The sequence below is a fragment of the Variovorax flavidus genome, assembly GCF_030317145.1.
Taxonomy (GTDB): domain Bacteria; phylum Pseudomonadota; class Gammaproteobacteria; order Burkholderiales; family Burkholderiaceae_C; genus Variovorax; species Variovorax flavidus.
The window spans coordinates 214,282-229,970 of sequence record NZ_JASZYE010000003.1 but is presented as its reverse complement, the minus strand read 5'-3'; the positions used below and the strand labels follow the sequence as shown (position 1 = coordinate 229,970).

Sequence of the window (15,689 nt, the reverse complement as noted above, 5' to 3'; positions counted from 1 at the left end):
GAGCGTCAACGAAGGAGACATCGATGTCCATGAAGAGGCGCCACTTCCTCCAGTCCACCGCCGCTGCCGTTGGCGTGCTGGGCCTGCCTGCGTTGCAATCCGCACGGGCCCAGGCCGGCCCCGTGCGGATCGGCGTGATGCTGCCGATGAGCGGCATCGGTGCCGAAGCCGGCGCGGCCTGGCTGGCAGGCGCGAAAGTCGCCGCCGAGCAATGGAACGCGAAGGGCGGCGTGCTCCAGCGGCCGGTGGAGCTGGTCGTGCGAGACGACAAGTTCACCAGCGCCGGCGCCGTCGCGGCGGCGCGCGAACTGGCCGGCAGCGGCGTCAACCTGCTGATCGGCGGCTCCCAGTCTCCGATGGCGCTGGCCACGGCGCCGATCCTCCCCGAACTCAAGGCCATGATGGTCGCGCCGTGCCCGACCGTGATGTCGCTCACGCACGAGAACTTCCAGCGCAACTTTTTCCGCCTGTCCTGGAATGCCTACATCGCCTTCGCCGGCATCGGCAACATGCTCACCGACCGCTTCAAGGAAGTGGAGACCTGGTCGTGCATCGTGCCCGACAGCGAGAACGGCCGCGACATGGCGCGCTTCTTCACCATCGGCGTGCAGCGTGCGGCCGCGAAGGCCGGGCGCCAGGTGAAGGTGCTCGACCCCGTGTTCGCCAGCCTCAACAAGTCGGACTACAAGGTCGAGATCAACAGCCTCATGAACGCACCCTCGCAGGGCCTGTTCGTCGGGCTCACGGCCGCCCCGTGCATCAGCTTGCTGCAGCAGGGGCGCTCGGTCGGCATGGACAAGAAGTTCAAGGTCATCGGCGACGCCGGCACCGAGCTGATGATCGCCAAGGCGATGCAGAAATCCACGCCCGCCAATCTCTGGAGCATCAGCTACTGGGTGCCGGGCACCGAAGCCGGAAAGCGCAACCCGCTGAGCACGCCGCTCTACGACGGCTACGTGAAGCTCACCGGCGACAAGAATCCGCCGAGCATCGTGCAGTCCAGTCACCGCTGCGCGCTCGGGCTCTTCAACGCCATCCAGAAAGCCGGCAGCACCGATACGGATGCCGTCATCGCCGCGCTGGAGGGCCTCACCTTCGACACCGCGGTGGGCTCCTACCACGTGCGCAAGGAAGACCACCAAGGCCTCGGCACCGCCTACATCGCCAAGGTGGGCGCGCGTGAGGCCGATCCGGGCTACGGCATCGTCGATGCCATTGCCTACAACGAAGCCGACGTGGCCGAGCCGCCATCGCCCGGCAAAGCCATCTCGATGTGAGCGTGAACGCGGAGACACAACCATGACATCACTGAATCGCCGAACCCTCATCCAGGCCGCGAGCGCAGCCGCCGTGCTGGGCGCCGCCGGCACGCGGTTCTCCTCCCTCGCGCACTCGCAGGGCACGCCGGTCAAGATCGGCGCCATGCTGCCGATGAGCGGCATCGGGGCCGAGGCAGGCGCCGCCTGGCTCAACGGCATCAAGGCCGCCCAGTTGCAGTGGAATGCCAACGGCGGCCTGCTCGGCCGCCAGATCGAGATCGTGGTGCGCGACGACAAGTTCACGAGCGCCGGCGCCGTGAGCGCGGTGCGCGAGCTGGCGGGCGAGGGCGTCAACGTCTCCATCGGAGCCGGCCAGTCGCCCATGGCGCTGGCGATCGCGCCCATCCTCGGCGAACTCAAGAGCGTGGTGGTCGCACCCGCGCCGAGCGTGATGTCGGTGACGCACGAGAACTTCAGCCGCAACTTCTTCCGCCTGTCGTCGAACGCGCTGATGCTCTACGGCGGGATCGGCAACCTGATGACCACCAGGTTCGCCGACGTGCAGACCTGGGCCGTGATCGCGCCCGACAGCGAGAACGGCCGCGACGTGGCGCGCTACTTCAAGGCCGGCGTCGAGCAGGCCGCCGCCAAGGCGGGGCGCAAGGTCAAGGTCATGGAGCCCGTGTTCGCGAGCCTCAACAAGGCCGACTACAAGATCGAGATCAACAACCTGATGAACTCGGGCGCCGAAGGCCTGTTCATCGGCCTCACCGCGGCGCCTTGCGTGAGCTTGCTGCAGCAGGGCAGGGCGGTGGGCATGGACAAGAAATTCAAGGTCATCGGCGAAGCCGGCACGGAACTGATGATCGCCAAGGCCATGCAGAAGTCAACGCCGCAAAACCTGTGGGGCGTGACCTTCTGGGCGCCGGAACTGGAGCCTTTCAAGAGCCAGTTCCCCGTGAGCAAGGACCTGAGCGAGTACATCGTGAAGGTCGCCGGCACGCCCTTCGTGCCGGGCATCGTGCAAGCCTCGCACCGTTCGGCGCTCGCGATCTTCAACGCCGTGAAGAAGGCGAACTCGACCGAGACGGACGCCGTGATCCAGGCGCTCGAAGGCCTGCAGTTCGACACGGCCGCCGGCCCCTACCGCATCCGCAAGGAAGACCACCAGGGCATCGGCTCCTTCTACTTCGCCAAGATCGGTGCGCGCGACGCCGCGCCGGGCTATGGGCTGGAGCAGGTGGTCCGCCTGGACGAAACCGAGATCGTCGAACCCGCCGCACCGGGCAAGAAGTACGAGGGCTGAGCGTGGTCAACGAACTCATGTTCGCGGTGTTCAATGCCGCGGCGTTCGGCATGGCGATTTTCGTGGTCGCCGCGGGCCTGACGCTCATCTTCGGCCTGATGCGCCTGCTCAACATGGCGCAGGGCGGCTTCTTCATGATCGGCGCGTACACCGCCTATTCGGTGATGGGACGTGACGTGCAGTCGCTGTGGATGTTCCTGCTCGCCGCGCTGGTGGGTGGCATCGTCGTGGCGCTGCTCGGACTGGTGACCGACCGGCTGGTGCTGCGCCGGCTGCGCAACGTGGATCCGCACTACGTGCTCATTGCCACCTTCGCGCTGATGATGGTCTGCACGGGCGTCACCAAGCTCATCTGGGGCGTGGACTTCTTCTCGGTCAACCCGCCGCCGGGCCTGGACCAGCCGCTCAATCCCTTCGGCATGTTCTTCTCGGCCTACCAGATCTTCGTGATCGCGGCGGGGCTGGTGGTGTACATCGTGCTCGAACTGGCGATCCATCGCATGTGGTTCGGCAAGCTGATGCAGGCGCTCGCGGCCGACCCGTGGATGGCGGGTGTGCTCGGGCTCAACGTGTCCTTCGGCATCGCGCTGAGCGTGATGGCGAGCTTCTTCCTTGCCGGACTCGCGGGTGGCCTGCTGCTGCCGAACCAGAGCCTGTCGACCGGGTTGGGTGATTCCTACCTGATGTACGCCTTCTTCGCCGTGATCATCGGCGGGCTCGGCAACATCCGCGGCGCCTTCATCGGCTCGCTGGTGCTGGGGCTGGTGCAGAGCCTGAACACGGTGTTGCTGCCGTCGGTGCCCGGCCTTGCGATCTATGTGGTGCTGGCCGCTTTCCTGCTGTGGAAGCCCAGCGGACTGTTCCCGGCCGTCGGTGCGCAGGCCGAGGCGGGGGCCGAGTCCCATGGCTCGGGTGCGTTGCATCGCCCGAGGATTTCGCGCGGTGCATGGCAGGTGCTGGGCGTGGCCACGGTCGGCGTGCTGGCCACCCTGCCGCTGTGGGTCAATGCCGGCCCGCTGTATGTGGTGGGCACGGTGCTGGTCCAGGTGATCTTCGCGCTGTCGTGGAACATCCTGTTCGGCTACACGGGGCTGGTGTCCTTCGGGCACGCGGGCTTCTTCGCCATCGGTGCGTACCTCGCGGCGCTGGCACTGCGCCACATCGCGGGCGTGCCCTTTCTCGGCGTGCTCGCGGGCGCCGCATTGCTGGGAGCGATCGCGGCGTGGGTCATCGGCGTGCTGGCGCTGCGACGCATGAGCGGTGTGTTCCTCGCGGTGCTGACGGTGGCGCTGGCCGAGGCCCTCCGGCTCATCATCGGCTTCTCGACCTTCCTCGGCCGCGAGGACGGCATCACCGACATCCCGCGCCCCGCGCTGGACTTCGGCGTGTTCCGCATCGATCTCGCCAGCTCCAACGCGTACTACTGGTTCCTGCTGGTCGCGACCGTGCTGATCACCGGCTTCCTGTGGTGGCTGCTGCACAGCCGCTTCGGCCGCACCCTGCAGACCGTGCGGCAGGACGCGGAGCGCGCCGCTTTCATGGGCACCAACGTCGCGCGCTACCGGCTCGCCGCTTTCGTCATCTCGGGCGCGGTCGCCGCCGTGGCCGGCGCGCTCTATGCGCCATGGTCGCGCATCGTCACGGTCGAGGAGGTGCATTGGCTGGCGTCCGCGCAGCCGATGCTGAACACGCTGCTGGGTGGCGTCAGCTCCTTCTGGGGGCCTGTCGTCGGCGCAGGGCTCTTCGCGACCATCACCTATGCGACGCGCACGCTGGTCGGGCTGTCCGAACTCATCGTCGGCACCGGCCTGCTCGCCATCATCCTGCTGGCACCCAATGGCGCGGTCGGGCTCTGGCGCAATGTCGAGGAGCGGCTGTGGGGCCGCAGGCCGCGTGCACCGGCGGCAGCGGAGCCGGTCAAGGATGCGCGCGTGTCCCCCGTCGCGAAGCTCGAAGCGGGAGGTGCGCGATGAGCACCGAGCTGCTGCGCGTCGAGGGCGTGCGCAAGAACTACGGGCCGATCGAGGTGCTGCACGGCGTGAGCCTGTCGGTCGCTGCCGGCGAGGTCTTCGCCATCATCGGTCCGAACGGCGCCGGCAAGACCACGATGTTCAAGGTCATGACCGGCGAGGTGCCGTCCAACGGCGGCACCATCCACTTCGGCGGCAAGGACGTCACGCGCATGCCGGCGCACGACCGCGTGCGGGAAGGCTTTGGCCGCACCTTCCAGGTCGCGCGCGTCTTTCATGACTTCACCGTGCTCGACAACGTCATCGCGGCGGTCGAGGCGCGCCGGCAGTACCGCCGCGAACCGCTGGGCTCCCGCTGGCGTTGCGCGCCATCGGGCGAGGTGCGGGACGAGGCGATGGCGCTGCTCGAAGACGTCAAGCTGCATTCGCTGGCGGGTGAGGCGGCGCGCTTCCTGTCGCACGGCGACAAGAAGCGGCTCGAATTCGTGATCGCGCTGGCCGGCAGGCCGACCATCCTGATGCTCGACGAGCCGACCGCCGGCATGTCGCCGAGCGACCGCGCCGACATCGCGCAACTGGTCTCGCGCACGCAGAAGGAGCGCGGCATCACCGTCGTGATGACCGAGCACGACATGGACGTGGTGTTCGGGCTGGCCAACCGCATCATGGTCATGAACTACGGCGAGGTCGTGTCCACCGGCACGGTCGACGAAGTGCGTGGCGATCCGAAGGTCCGCGAGGTCTACCTCGGCAAGGAGATGGTCGGTGCTTGAAGTCCGCGAACTCGACGCCTTCTACGGCGACAGCCACATCCTGCTCGGCGCGCAGATCTCGGTGAAGGCCGGCCAGCGCGTCGCGCTGCTCGGGCGCAACGGCGCGGGCAAGTCGACGCTGCTGAAGAGCGTGATGAATGCCGGCCCGCGCGTGCGCGGCATCCTGCGCTTCGACGGCAAGGACCTGCATGGCGTGCCGACGCACCAGCGCACCCGCATGGGCTTGTCGCTGGTGCCGGAGGACCGTCGCATCTTCACGCACCTGACGGTAGCGGAGAACATTGCCATTGCGCGCTACGGGGCCTCGCCCACGCGGCCGGCCGTGCCGGTGGCCGACATCATTGCCCGCTTCCCGATGCTGGCGCCGCTGCAGCAGCGCTACGGCGGCCAGCTCAGCGGCGGCCAGCAGCAGTTGCTGGCGGTGGCGCGTGCCATGGCCGCGAACCCGAGCCTGCTGCTGCTCGACGAGCCGACTGAAGGGCTCGCGCCCATCATCGTCGAGGAGATGGCGCGCGACGTCGTGCGGACCTGCACCGAAGGCAATGTCGCGCTCCTGCTGTGCGAACAGAACATCTGGTTCGCCCGCCGCTGCACCCAGTACGTCTACGTGATCGACACCGGCCGCGTGGTGTTCGAGGGCGACTGGGAGCACTTCGACCGCAACCCGCAGGTGCAGCAGCGCTACCTCGCGCTCTGAGCCTCCGTCCGAATCCTCATCGTTTCAACGTCAACTTCCAGGCTTCCATGGATCTCCAGTACACCCCCGAACAGAACCAGTTGCGCGAGAGCGTCGAGCGCTTCGTGCGAGAGGAATACGACTTCGCGCACCGCCGAAAGCTGGTCGCGAGCGACAGCGGCCATGACGAGCGCTGCTGGCGCAGCTACGCCGAGTTCGGCTGGCTCGCCGTGCCCTTCAGCGAGGAGGACGGCGGCATCGGCGGTGACGCGACCGACACCGGGATCGTGATGGAAGGCATCGGTCGCGGCCTGCTGCTGGAGCCCTACCTGGCGAATGTCGTGCTCGCGGGCGGCGTGCTGTCCGCGCTCGGGAGCACCGGCCAGAAGGCGGAATGGCTGCAGCCGATGATGACCGGCGCCCACAAGCTGGCGCTGGCCTACGCGGAACCGGCCTCGCGCTACGAACTCGCGCACTGCGAGACCACCGCACGCCGCGAGGGCGAGGGCTATCGCATCGACGGGCGCAAGTCCTTCGTGCACGGCGGCGGCGTGGCGGATTTCCACGTCGTCATCGCGCGCACCTCCGGCGAGTCGTCCGACAGCGCCGGGCTGACCGCACTGGTCGTCGATGCCAGGGCGCCGGGCCTCGAAGTGCGCCCCTATGCCACGCACGACGGCAGCCGGGCGGCCGACCTCGTGCTCGAAGGCTTGCGCGTCGATGCCTCGCGGCGCCTGGGCGAAGAGGGCGCGGCCTACCCGGCGCTGGAACTCGTGATCGACCAGGCCATTGCCGCCATCGCCTCGGAAGCCGTCGGCGCAATGAGCACGCTGGTCGACATGACGCTCGACTATCTCAAGACGCGGCAACAGTTCGGCCGGCCGATCGGGACCAACCAGGCGCTGCAGCATCGCATGGTCGACATGTACATCGCGCTCGACGAGGCCCGCTCCATGGCGCTGTACGGTGCGCTGATGCTCGGCGAGGCCGACCCGGCCGTGCGTCGCAAGGCGCTGTCGGCCACCAAGATCGAAATCGACCGCACCGCGCGCCGCGTCGGGCAGGAGGCGGTGCAACTGCACGGCGCGATGGGCGTGACGGAGGAGCTCGCCGTCGGCCACTACTTCAAGCGCCTGTCGATGATCGGCGTCACCTTCGGCGACATGAGCTGGCACCTGCAGCGCCATGCGCACGCCTGACCCCGACGAGCAGAAAGGAACGGCGTGGACCTGAATCTTTCGGCTGAAGAGCGGGCTTTCGAAGCGGAGGTGCGCGACTTCATCGCGCGCGAGCTGCCGCAGGACATTCGCGAGAAGGTGCGGCTCGACCGGCACCTCGAACGCGACGACTACATGCGCTGGCAGAAGATCCTCGGGCGCAAGGGCTGGTTCACCGGTGCCTGGCCGCGCGAGCATGGCGGGCAGGCATGGAGCGCCATGCAGACCATCATCTTCAACCGCATCGCCGGGGAGATGCATTGCCCCGAGCTGCAGGTCTTCGGGCCGGCGATGGTGGGCCCGGTGATCTACACCTTCGGCACGCCGGAGCAGAAGGCCGAACACCTGCCCGCGATCCGCGACTCGTCGGTGTGGTGGTGCCAGGGCTATTCGGAGCCCGGCGCGGGTTCCGACCTGGCCGCGCTGCAGACGGCGGCGGAGGACGGCGGCGACCATTACATCGTCAACGGCCAGAAGATCTGGACCTCCTTCGCGCACCATGCCGACTGGATGTTCTGCCTCGTGCGCACGGGCCGCGAGGCCAAGCGGCAGCAGGGCATCTCCTTCCTGCTGATCGACATGAAGACGCCGGGTGTCGAGGTGCAGCCCATCCGCATGATGGACGGGCGCCACTACCTCAATGCCGTCTTCTTCAACGACGCGAGGGTGCCCAAGCGCAACCTGATCGGCGAGGAGGGCCGCGGCTGGACCTATGCCAAGTTCCTGCTGGAGCACGAGCGCGTGGAGAACGCCAACCTGCGCTTCATCACGCAGGAGCTGCAGAAGCTGCGCCGGGTGGCGTCGGAAGTGCGCAGCGACGGTCGGCGGCTGGCCGACGACCCGTCGTTCATGGCCGAGGTGAGCGCGGTGGAAGTGCAGTTCAAGGCGCTGGAGATCGGCCTGCTGCGCACGCTCTCGGACATGCATGCCGGTGCGCCGGCCGGGCCGGGAAAGTCGTCTTTCATCAAGATTCGCGGCACGGAGATCGCCCAGCGCATCACCGAACTGCTGGTGCAGGCGAGTGGCCCGGATGCGCTGCGCTACCAGCCCGGCCCGCTCTTCGGCCACAACGACGACGCCTTGATCGGGCCGGCGCATGCGCTCGGGCCGGTCGCGACCTATCTCTTCTGCCGCGCGATGACCATCTACGGCGGCAGCACCGAGGTTCAGAAAAACATCATGGCCAAGCATGCGCTGGGTCTCTAGAACATGAACGACGACATTGACTACCTCCAGGGCGAGAAGCCCCTCCACGAGTACCTGCGCGGGCACGCCCACCGCCAGCCCGGCAAGACGGCGCTGGTGTGGTACGGCCGCGAGATCAGCTATGCCGAGCTGGACCGCTGCAGCGACGCCTTCGCGCAGGCCCTGCACGAGCGCGGCGTGTCGAAGGGTGACCGCGTGGCGCTCTTCATGCAGAACTGCCCGCAATACCTGGTCGCGCACTTCGGCATCCAGAAGCTCGGCGCCATCGTCAGTCCGTGCAGCCCGATGTTCAAGGCGCATGAGTTCGCCTACCAGGTGGGCGACCTCGGTGCCAAGGCGATCGTGGTGGCCGACCATCTCGTGCCGATCGTGCAGTCGGTGGCCGACCGGGTGAAGGTGCCGCACGTCTTCAGCGTGCGCTATGCGGACTTCCTGCCGGAGACGCCCAGCCTGCGCGTGCCCGACGACGTCGCGGCCCGCCGGCCGCTACCGGACGGCACGATCGACTTCCACGCGGTCGTGACTCTTGCGAACCCGGTCGCGCCCGCGGTCGAGCTGTCGATGGACGACGTCTCGCTGATGACCTACACCTCCGGCACCACGGGCATGCCGAAGGGGGCGATGCTCAGCTATCGCAATGCGCTCTACAAGACGGCCGTGGGGCAGGAGATGTTCCGCATCCGCAACGAGGACGTGATGCTGGCGGTGGCGCCGCTCTATCACATCGCCGGCATGATCTGCGGCGTCACGATGCTGGCCTACACGGGCGCGACGGTGGTGCTGCTCAACCGGATGGACCCGCTGGCGGTGCTCCAGGCCATCGAGCGGCATCGCGTGAGCTGGTGGTATGCGATGGCGCCGATGCTGGTGTCCGCCATGAACGAGCCGGGCGCGGAGCGCTTCGACCTGTCCTCGCTGCACACCACCATGGGCACGAGCTTCGGCATCAAGCTGACCGAGGAGCTGGCGCGACGCTGGAGCGCCTTCGCCAACGACTGCCTGGTGTACGAGGCGGGCTATGGTCTTTCGGAGACGCACACCAACGACGTGCTCATGCCGCGCGACGCGGTGCGGTGGGGAACGAACGGCATTCCGGGCCGTGGCGTCGAGCTGAAGATCCTCGGCCCCGATGGGCGCGAGCTTCCGACCGGCGAGACGGGCGAGATCGCCGTGCGGAGCCGGGGCGTGTTCCACGGCTACTGGAACCGGCCCGACGCCACGGCGGAGGTCCTGCGCGACGGCTGGGTCCACACCGGCGACATCGGCAAGATGGACGACCAGGGCTACCTCACCTTCATCGGGCGCGTGAAGGAGATGATCAAGGTGTCGGGCTTCAGTGTTTTCCCGGAGGAGGTCGAGTCCATCCTGATCCTGCACCCGGACGTGGGGCAGGTGGCGGTGATCGGCGTGCCCGACGCCGACAAGGGCGAAGTCATCAAGGCCTTCGTCGTGCCGGGCGCGAAGGGTCTCGACCAGGACGAGCTGCTGCGCTGGGCGCGCGACAACATGTCGCACTACAAGGTGCCGCGCCAGGTGGAGCTCCGTGATTCGCTGCCGGCCAGCGGGACCGGAAAGGTGCTGCGCCGGCTGCTGCGGGAGTCGGCGACGTAAGCCGTTGCTTTTTGCGTCGGCGTCCTGTCGAATGGCGAGCTTCCTCGCCATTTCCAGGAGACTCATTCATGACGCGTGTCTTCAACTTCAGCGCAGGCCCCGCGACGCTGCCCGAATCCGTGCTGCGCCAGGCGGCCGACGAGATGCTCGACTGGCGAGGCAGCGGCATGTCGGTCATGGAGATGAGCCACCGCGGGAAGGAGTTCATCTCCATCCACGCCGAGGCCGAGCGCCTGCTGCGCGAGTTGCTGGGCGTGCCCGCGAACTACAAGGTGCTGTTCCTGCAGGGCGGCGCCATCGGCGAGAACGCCATCGTGCCGATGAACATGCTGCGCGGCCACGCGAGCGCCGACTACATCGACACCGGCGAATGGTCGAAGAAGTCGATCAAGGAAGCCAAGAAGTATTGCAAGGTCAACGTGGCCGCCAGCAGCGAGGCGGGCGGCTACGCCAGCGTGCCCCCTCGGGAGACCTGGAAGCTCGACCCCGACGCCGCCTACGTGCACATCTGCTCGAACGAGACCATCGGCGGCGTCGAATACCACTGGACGCCCGACACCGGCGACGTGCCGCTGGTGGCCGACATGTCGAGCAACTTCATGTCGCGCCCGGTCGACGTGAGCCGCTATGGGCTGATCTACGGGGGCGCACAGAAGAACGTCGGGCCAGCCGGCGTCACCATGGTGATCGTGCGCGACGACCTGATCGGGCAGGCGTTGCCCATCACGCCCTCCGCCTTCGACTACAAGATCCAGGCCGACAACGACTCGATGTTCAATACGCCGCCGACCTACACGATCTACATCGCCGGCCTGGTGTTCAACTGGATCAAGGCGCAGGGCGGGCTGAAGGCGATGGAGGCGCACAACCGCAAGAAGGCCGCGGTGCTGTACGACCACCTGGAGACCACTTCCTTCTTCTACAACCCGGTGGCGCGCGAGGACCGCTCGCTGATGAACGTGCCCTTCAAGCTGCGCGACGAGTCGCTCGACGAGGCCTTTCTCAAGGGGGCGCAGGCGCGCGGCATGGTGCAGCTCAAGGGCCACCGGTCGGTCGGCGGCATGCGGGCGTCGATCTACAACGCCATGCCGATCGAAGGCGTGGTGGCGCTCGTCGAGTACATGAAGGAGTTCGAGGTCAGCCATGGCTGACCGGCTCAGGATCCTGGTGCTCAACGAGGTGTCTGCCCGAGGCTTGCAGCGCCTGTCGGCCGATCGCTACGTGACGGGCAAGGACGTGACGGCACCCGACGCGGTGCTGGTGCGCTCGGCCGACATGCACGCGATGGACATCCCGCACAGCGTGCGGGCCATCGCCCGCGCCGGGGCGGGCACCAACAACATTCCGGTCAAGGCCATGAGCGAGCGCGGCGTGCCGGTGTTCAATGCACCGGGCGCCAACGCCAACGCCGTCAAGGAACTGGTGGTGGCCGCGATGCTGATGGCCGCGCGCAATCTCTCGGGCGCCTTGCGCTTCGTCGACGAGCTGGGACCGGGACGCGCCGACATGGAGAAGACGGTCGAGAACGGGAAGAGCGCCTTTGCCGGCTTCGAGCTGGCGGGGCAGACGCTGGGCATCGCGGGTCTAGGCAAGATCGGTTGCCTGGTGGCCGACGCGGCCATCAAGCTCGGCATGAACGTGCTCGGCTACGACCCCGACATCACCGTCGATGCCGCGTGGAGCCTGCCGTCGCAGGTGCGCAAGGCTGCCAGCGTGGCGGACGTGCTGCGCAACGCCCAGTTCGTGACCTTGCACGTGCCGCTGGTGGACGCGACCCGCAACATGGTGAATGCGGACAACATCCGCCTGATGCCGCCCGGCGCGGTGCTGCTCAATTTCTCGCGCGAGGGCGTGGTCAGCAACGAGGCGGTGCTGGCATCGCTGGCTGCGGGGCAACTGGGGCGCTATGTGTGCGACTTTCCCAGTGCGGCGCTGCTGGGGCATGAGCGAATCGTGTGCCTGCCGCACCTGGGTGCCTGCACGCGCGAGGCGGAGGAGAACTGCGCGGTCATGGTCGCCGACCAGCTGCGCGACTTCCTGGAGGACGGCAACATCGCCAATGCGGTGAACTTCCCGAGCGTCAGCATGGGCCGCGAATCGGCCTACCGTGTCGCGATCGCGAACGCCAACGTGCCCAACATGCTCGGGCAGATCTCCACCGCGATGGCGAATGCCGGGCTGAACATCCACAACATGGTCAACAAGTCGCGCGGCGACATGGCCTACACGCTGGTCGATATCGACAGCGCGGTGAGCGCGGCCGTGCTGGCCGACATCGCCTCCATCGACGGGGTGCTGTCGGCGCGCTACCTGCCGCGCGCGACGGACTAGCCCCATTTGGCATCACGGCCGGAAGGGGCACTTGCGTCCAAGTGCGTGCCGGCAGGAGACTGGCCGCCCCGAACGGAGATGCACCATGGCCAATTCGAGCGAACTTGAAGCCACAGTCAAAGCGCTGGTCCAGAGGGGCAGAGGCATCCTCGCCGCCGACGAAAGCGGTCCGACCATCGCCAAGCGATTCAAGTCGATCGGCGTGGAATCCACCGAGGACAACCGGCGCGCCTATCGCAGCCTGCTCCTCTCGACGCCGAAACTCGGCGAGCACGTGAGCGGCGTCATCCTGTACGAGGAGACGCTGGGCCAGCGTGCCGACGATGGCGAGCCGCTGGCGCAACTGGCGGCGCGGCAGGGCATCGTGCCGGGCATCAAGGTGGATGCCGGCAAGATCCCGCTGGCTCTGGCGCCGGGCGATGAGATCACGCTGGGGCTGGACGGTCTGGCGCAACGCCTGCAGGGCTACAGGCAGCAGGGTGCGCGCTTCGCCAAGTGGCGCGCGGTCTACAACGTCTCCGATGCGCTGCCCGGCCGGGCCGCGATCAAAGCCAACGCGGAGGCGCTTGCGCGCTACGCGGCCGTGTGCCAGGAGCAGGGCGTGGTGCCCATCGTGGAGCCGGAAGTGCTGATCGACGGCGACCACACGATGGCGCGCTGCGCCGAAGTGACGCAGGACGTGCTGCACGAGGTGTTCCATGCGCTGCACCGGCACCACGTGGTGCTCGAACACATGCTCCTCAAGCCGAGCATGGTGGTGCCCGGCAAGGACCACGCGCAGCAGGCGACGCCGGCGGAAGTGGCCGCGCAAACCCTTCGCGTGCTGCGGCGCACCGTGCCCGCGGCGGTGCCGAGCATCAACTTCCTGTCGGGAGGCCAGTCCCCTGCCGAAGCGACGGCCAACCTGGACGCCTTGAACCGGCTGGGGCCGCAGCCCTGGAATCTGAGCTTTTCCTATGGGCGCGCCTTGCAGGATCCCGCGCTGCAGGCCTGGCAGGGAAAGGCCGATCAGGCGCGCCAGGCGCAGGATGCGTTGCGCAAGCGTGCGCGGCTCAACGGTGCGGCCAGCGAAGGGAAGTACGACGCGGGCATGGAGAGTTCCGAAGCACGCTGAGCTTGCCGGGTAGCATCGACGCGCGCCCGTATTGGGGCAGGCCAAAAGGACTTCGATGCAAACCTGGAATTGGAAAGCCGGCAGGGCAATTGTCTTGAGCGGCGCCGCTGCGCTGTTGGTCGGCTGCGCGGCGACGCCCGGCGCGCAACCTGGCGAATGGGCGCCGAACCCGCCCAACCCGAACGCGCCCTATCCGGCCGAATCGCGCGAAAAGGGTGAGCAGGGAATGGTGCTCCTGCGCGTGCGGACCACGCCGGGAGGCCAGCCGACAGCCGTCGAGGTCAAGCAATCGAGCGGCTACGCACGCCTGGATCGCTCGGCCACCGAGACGGTCTGGAAGTGGAAGTTCAAGCCGACGCCCGACGATGGCAGCGTGGTCTGGCGGGAGGTGCCGATGCGCTTCTTCATCACGTCGCCACCCCCGCAGCAGACGCTCAACTAGGCGGCCTCTTCTCGGGGCACGTCTGGCGGCGGCCGTCGCGCGATGCCGGGCTATTCCTACCCGGGGGCCTGCCCGGCCGAAGCAGCATGAAGGCTCTCACACAACCAGAGACCCGTCATGTTGACTTCATTCAGCCTCGACCCTTCGATGATCGCCACCATCGGCGGCACCTTCTACCCCACGGGCTATTCGATGGTGATGTTCCCGGACGAAGCCACGGCGGTGTCGGTCGGCACGGAGTTGAGCACACGTCTCGATGACAGCGAGGTCTTCCTGTTGACCCCGGCGGCGATCCTTTCGCAGATCACGCCCACCGTCAGCGACGCCGACGACCCGCTGCCCTCTGCCGGCACCGAGGGCGCCACTGTGCGCGCCTACACCAAGCTGGCGAAGGAGGGGCACCACGGGCTGCTGGTGAAGACGCCGGACGAGGAAGCGGCCGAACGGATGATGGAGGTCGTGCGCCGCGGCCCCTATTCCATGGCGCAGCGCTATCGCATGCTGGTCATCGAGGACCTTTGAAGCGGATGCGGGTGCCACCGGCGCATCGCGCGCCGCTTACATTCTGTTAAGGAGCGCATGGTGGCCTGTACTTCGCGGGCTGCAACTCGCGGAAACCGGTGAGTCACCGACGGGCCCGGCAGATCCGCTGCTGACGGCCCTTCACATAAGATGAGCCCGCCTTGGCATGGCCGACCCCGGCCTCGCCCGACCCGCGGAGCTGCACTCAAGATGAACCACCGGTTTCAAACCTTCGTGTATGGCACGGCCATTGCGCTGATGATCGGTTGGATCTGCTTCATCGGGCGCGACGTGTTCGTTCCGATCATGTTCAGCGTCTTCGTGGTGTACGTGATCCTCGGCCTCGCGCGGCTGATCGCGAAGATCCCGCTGGTCGGGCCGAGGCTTCCGCCCTTCGTCATTTCGATCCTCTCGGTGCTCATCATCGCGTTCGGCCTGTTCATGGTGGTCTACACGATCCTCGCGAACAAGGACAGCGTCATCGCCCAGGCCCCGCGCTACCAGGAATCGCTGCTTGCGGCGGTGCAGCAAGTGGCGGTCTTCTTCCACGTCGAGGCGGAGCCGACATGGACCACCTTGCGGCGCGACTTTCTTGCGCAGGTGAGCCTTCAGCGACTGGTCGGCTCGGCGCTGTCGTCCGTGTCGTCGATCTTCGCGAGCGTGGTGATCGTGGCGCTCTACGCCTGCTTCCTTCTCGTCGAACGAACCCATCTCGACGCGAAGATCTCCAGCATCGCGAGCAGCCCGCTGCATGCGCAGCGCATCAAGCAGGTGATTGCCGACATCAACTCCAGAGTGGGCGCCTACCTCGCGCTGAAGACCTTCCTCGGCGTGCTGCTCGGCGTGCTGAGCTATGCGGTCATGCGGTTCACGGGGCTGGAGTTCGCGCCGTTCTGGGCGGTGATGATCGTGCTGCTGAACTTCGTCCCGTACATCGGCTCGTTCCTGAGCGTGCTGCTGCCCGGCGCGATGGCGATCGCGCAGTTCGGCGATGCGTCGCACGTCGTCCCGATCCTGCTCTGGCTGACCGTCATCCAGTTCGTCATCGGCAACTTCATCGACCCGTACGTCATGGGCAACTCGCTCAATCTCAGCCCGTTCGCGATCCTGGTGAGCCTCGCGGTCTGGGTGGCGCTGTGGGGCGTGCCGGGCGCGTTCCTGGCGGTGCCGATCACCGCGATGCTGACGATCATCTTCTCGGAGTTTCCCGGCACCCGGCCCTTCGCCGTGCTCCTGTCGCGCAACGGCCAGCCCTGACAACC

Annotated in this window: 14 protein-coding genes; all 14 read left to right on the top strand. The window is 67.3% G+C overall.

Annotated features, from left to right (window positions below):
* The first annotated feature begins 23 nt into the window (after nt 1-23).
* Entirely contained in the window at nt 24-1,277 is a 1,254-nt protein-coding gene (locus tag QTH90_RS16350; RefSeq protein ID WP_286665619.1) for an ABC transporter substrate-binding protein, read from the top strand.
* Nucleotides 1,278-1,299: 22 nt separating this feature from the next.
* Nucleotides 1,300-2,565 (top strand): ABC transporter substrate-binding protein, encoded by a 1,266-nt coding sequence (locus QTH90_RS16345; protein ID WP_286665618.1) that lies wholly within the window; start codon nt 1,300-1,302, stop codon nt 2,563-2,565.
* A 2-nt stretch (nt 2,566-2,567) separates the two neighbouring features.
* A complete protein-coding gene (locus tag QTH90_RS16340) occupies nt 2,568-4,538 on the top strand; it encodes an ABC transporter permease (protein WP_286665617.1) in 1,971 nt (656 codons plus the stop codon).
* The gene (locus QTH90_RS16335; RefSeq protein WP_286665616.1) at nt 4,535-5,308 is read left to right on the top strand and encodes an ABC transporter ATP-binding protein; all 774 of its coding nucleotides are present in this window, start codon (nt 4,535-4,537) and stop codon (nt 5,306-5,308) included. The genes QTH90_RS16340 and QTH90_RS16335 overlap by 4 nt, the downstream gene beginning before the upstream one ends.
* Complete coding sequence (locus QTH90_RS16330; RefSeq protein ID WP_286665615.1) at nt 5,301-6,005, top strand: ABC transporter ATP-binding protein; 705 nt, start codon at nt 5,301-5,303, stop codon at nt 6,003-6,005. Before QTH90_RS16335 ends, QTH90_RS16330 begins: the two co-directional genes overlap by 8 nt.
* A 47-nt stretch (nt 6,006-6,052) precedes the next feature.
* Nucleotides 6,053-7,183 carry an acyl-CoA dehydrogenase family protein gene (locus QTH90_RS16325; protein WP_286665614.1) on the top strand — a complete coding sequence of 377 codons (1,131 nt, stop codon included), beginning with the start codon at nt 6,053-6,055 and terminating at the stop codon, nt 7,181-7,183.
* A 24-nt stretch (nt 7,184-7,207) separates the two neighbouring features.
* A complete protein-coding gene (locus tag QTH90_RS16320) occupies nt 7,208-8,407 on the top strand; it encodes an acyl-CoA dehydrogenase family protein (protein ID WP_286665613.1) in 1,200 nt (399 codons plus the stop codon).
* Between the two features lie 3 nt (nt 8,408-8,410).
* Nucleotides 8,411-10,018, top strand: a complete 1,608-nt coding sequence (locus tag QTH90_RS16315) for an AMP-binding protein (RefSeq protein ID WP_286665612.1) — start codon at nt 8,411-8,413, stop codon at nt 10,016-10,018.
* Nucleotides 10,019-10,086: 68 nt separating this feature from the next.
* The gene (gene serC, locus QTH90_RS16310) at nt 10,087-11,169 is read left to right on the top strand and encodes a 3-phosphoserine/phosphohydroxythreonine transaminase (RefSeq protein WP_286665611.1); all 1,083 of its coding nucleotides are present in this window, start codon (nt 10,087-10,089) and stop codon (nt 11,167-11,169) included.
* Nucleotides 11,162-12,349 (top strand): phosphoglycerate dehydrogenase, encoded by a 1,188-nt coding sequence (locus QTH90_RS16305; RefSeq protein ID WP_286665610.1) that lies wholly within the window; start codon nt 11,162-11,164, stop codon nt 12,347-12,349. The genes serC and QTH90_RS16305 overlap by 8 nt, the downstream gene beginning before the upstream one ends.
* An 85-nt stretch (nt 12,350-12,434) precedes the next feature.
* Nucleotides 12,435-13,463 carry a class I fructose-bisphosphate aldolase gene (locus tag QTH90_RS16300; RefSeq protein WP_286665609.1) on the top strand — a complete coding sequence of 343 codons (1,029 nt, stop codon included), beginning with the start codon at nt 12,435-12,437 and terminating at the stop codon, nt 13,461-13,463.
* Between the two features lie 55 nt (nt 13,464-13,518).
* Nucleotides 13,519-13,905, top strand: a complete 387-nt coding sequence (locus tag QTH90_RS16295) for an energy transducer TonB (RefSeq protein WP_286665608.1) — start codon at nt 13,519-13,521, stop codon at nt 13,903-13,905.
* Nucleotides 13,906-14,022: 117 nt separating this feature from the next.
* Nucleotides 14,023-14,427: a hypothetical protein gene (locus tag QTH90_RS16290; RefSeq protein ID WP_353506618.1), complete on the top strand. Its 405-nt coding sequence runs from the start codon at nt 14,023-14,025 to the stop codon at nt 14,425-14,427.
* A 210-nt stretch (nt 14,428-14,637) separates the two neighbouring features.
* Nucleotides 14,638-15,684, top strand: a complete 1,047-nt coding sequence (locus QTH90_RS16285) for an AI-2E family transporter (RefSeq protein WP_286665607.1) — start codon at nt 14,638-14,640, stop codon at nt 15,682-15,684.
* Nucleotides 15,685-15,689 lie beyond the last annotated feature (5 nt).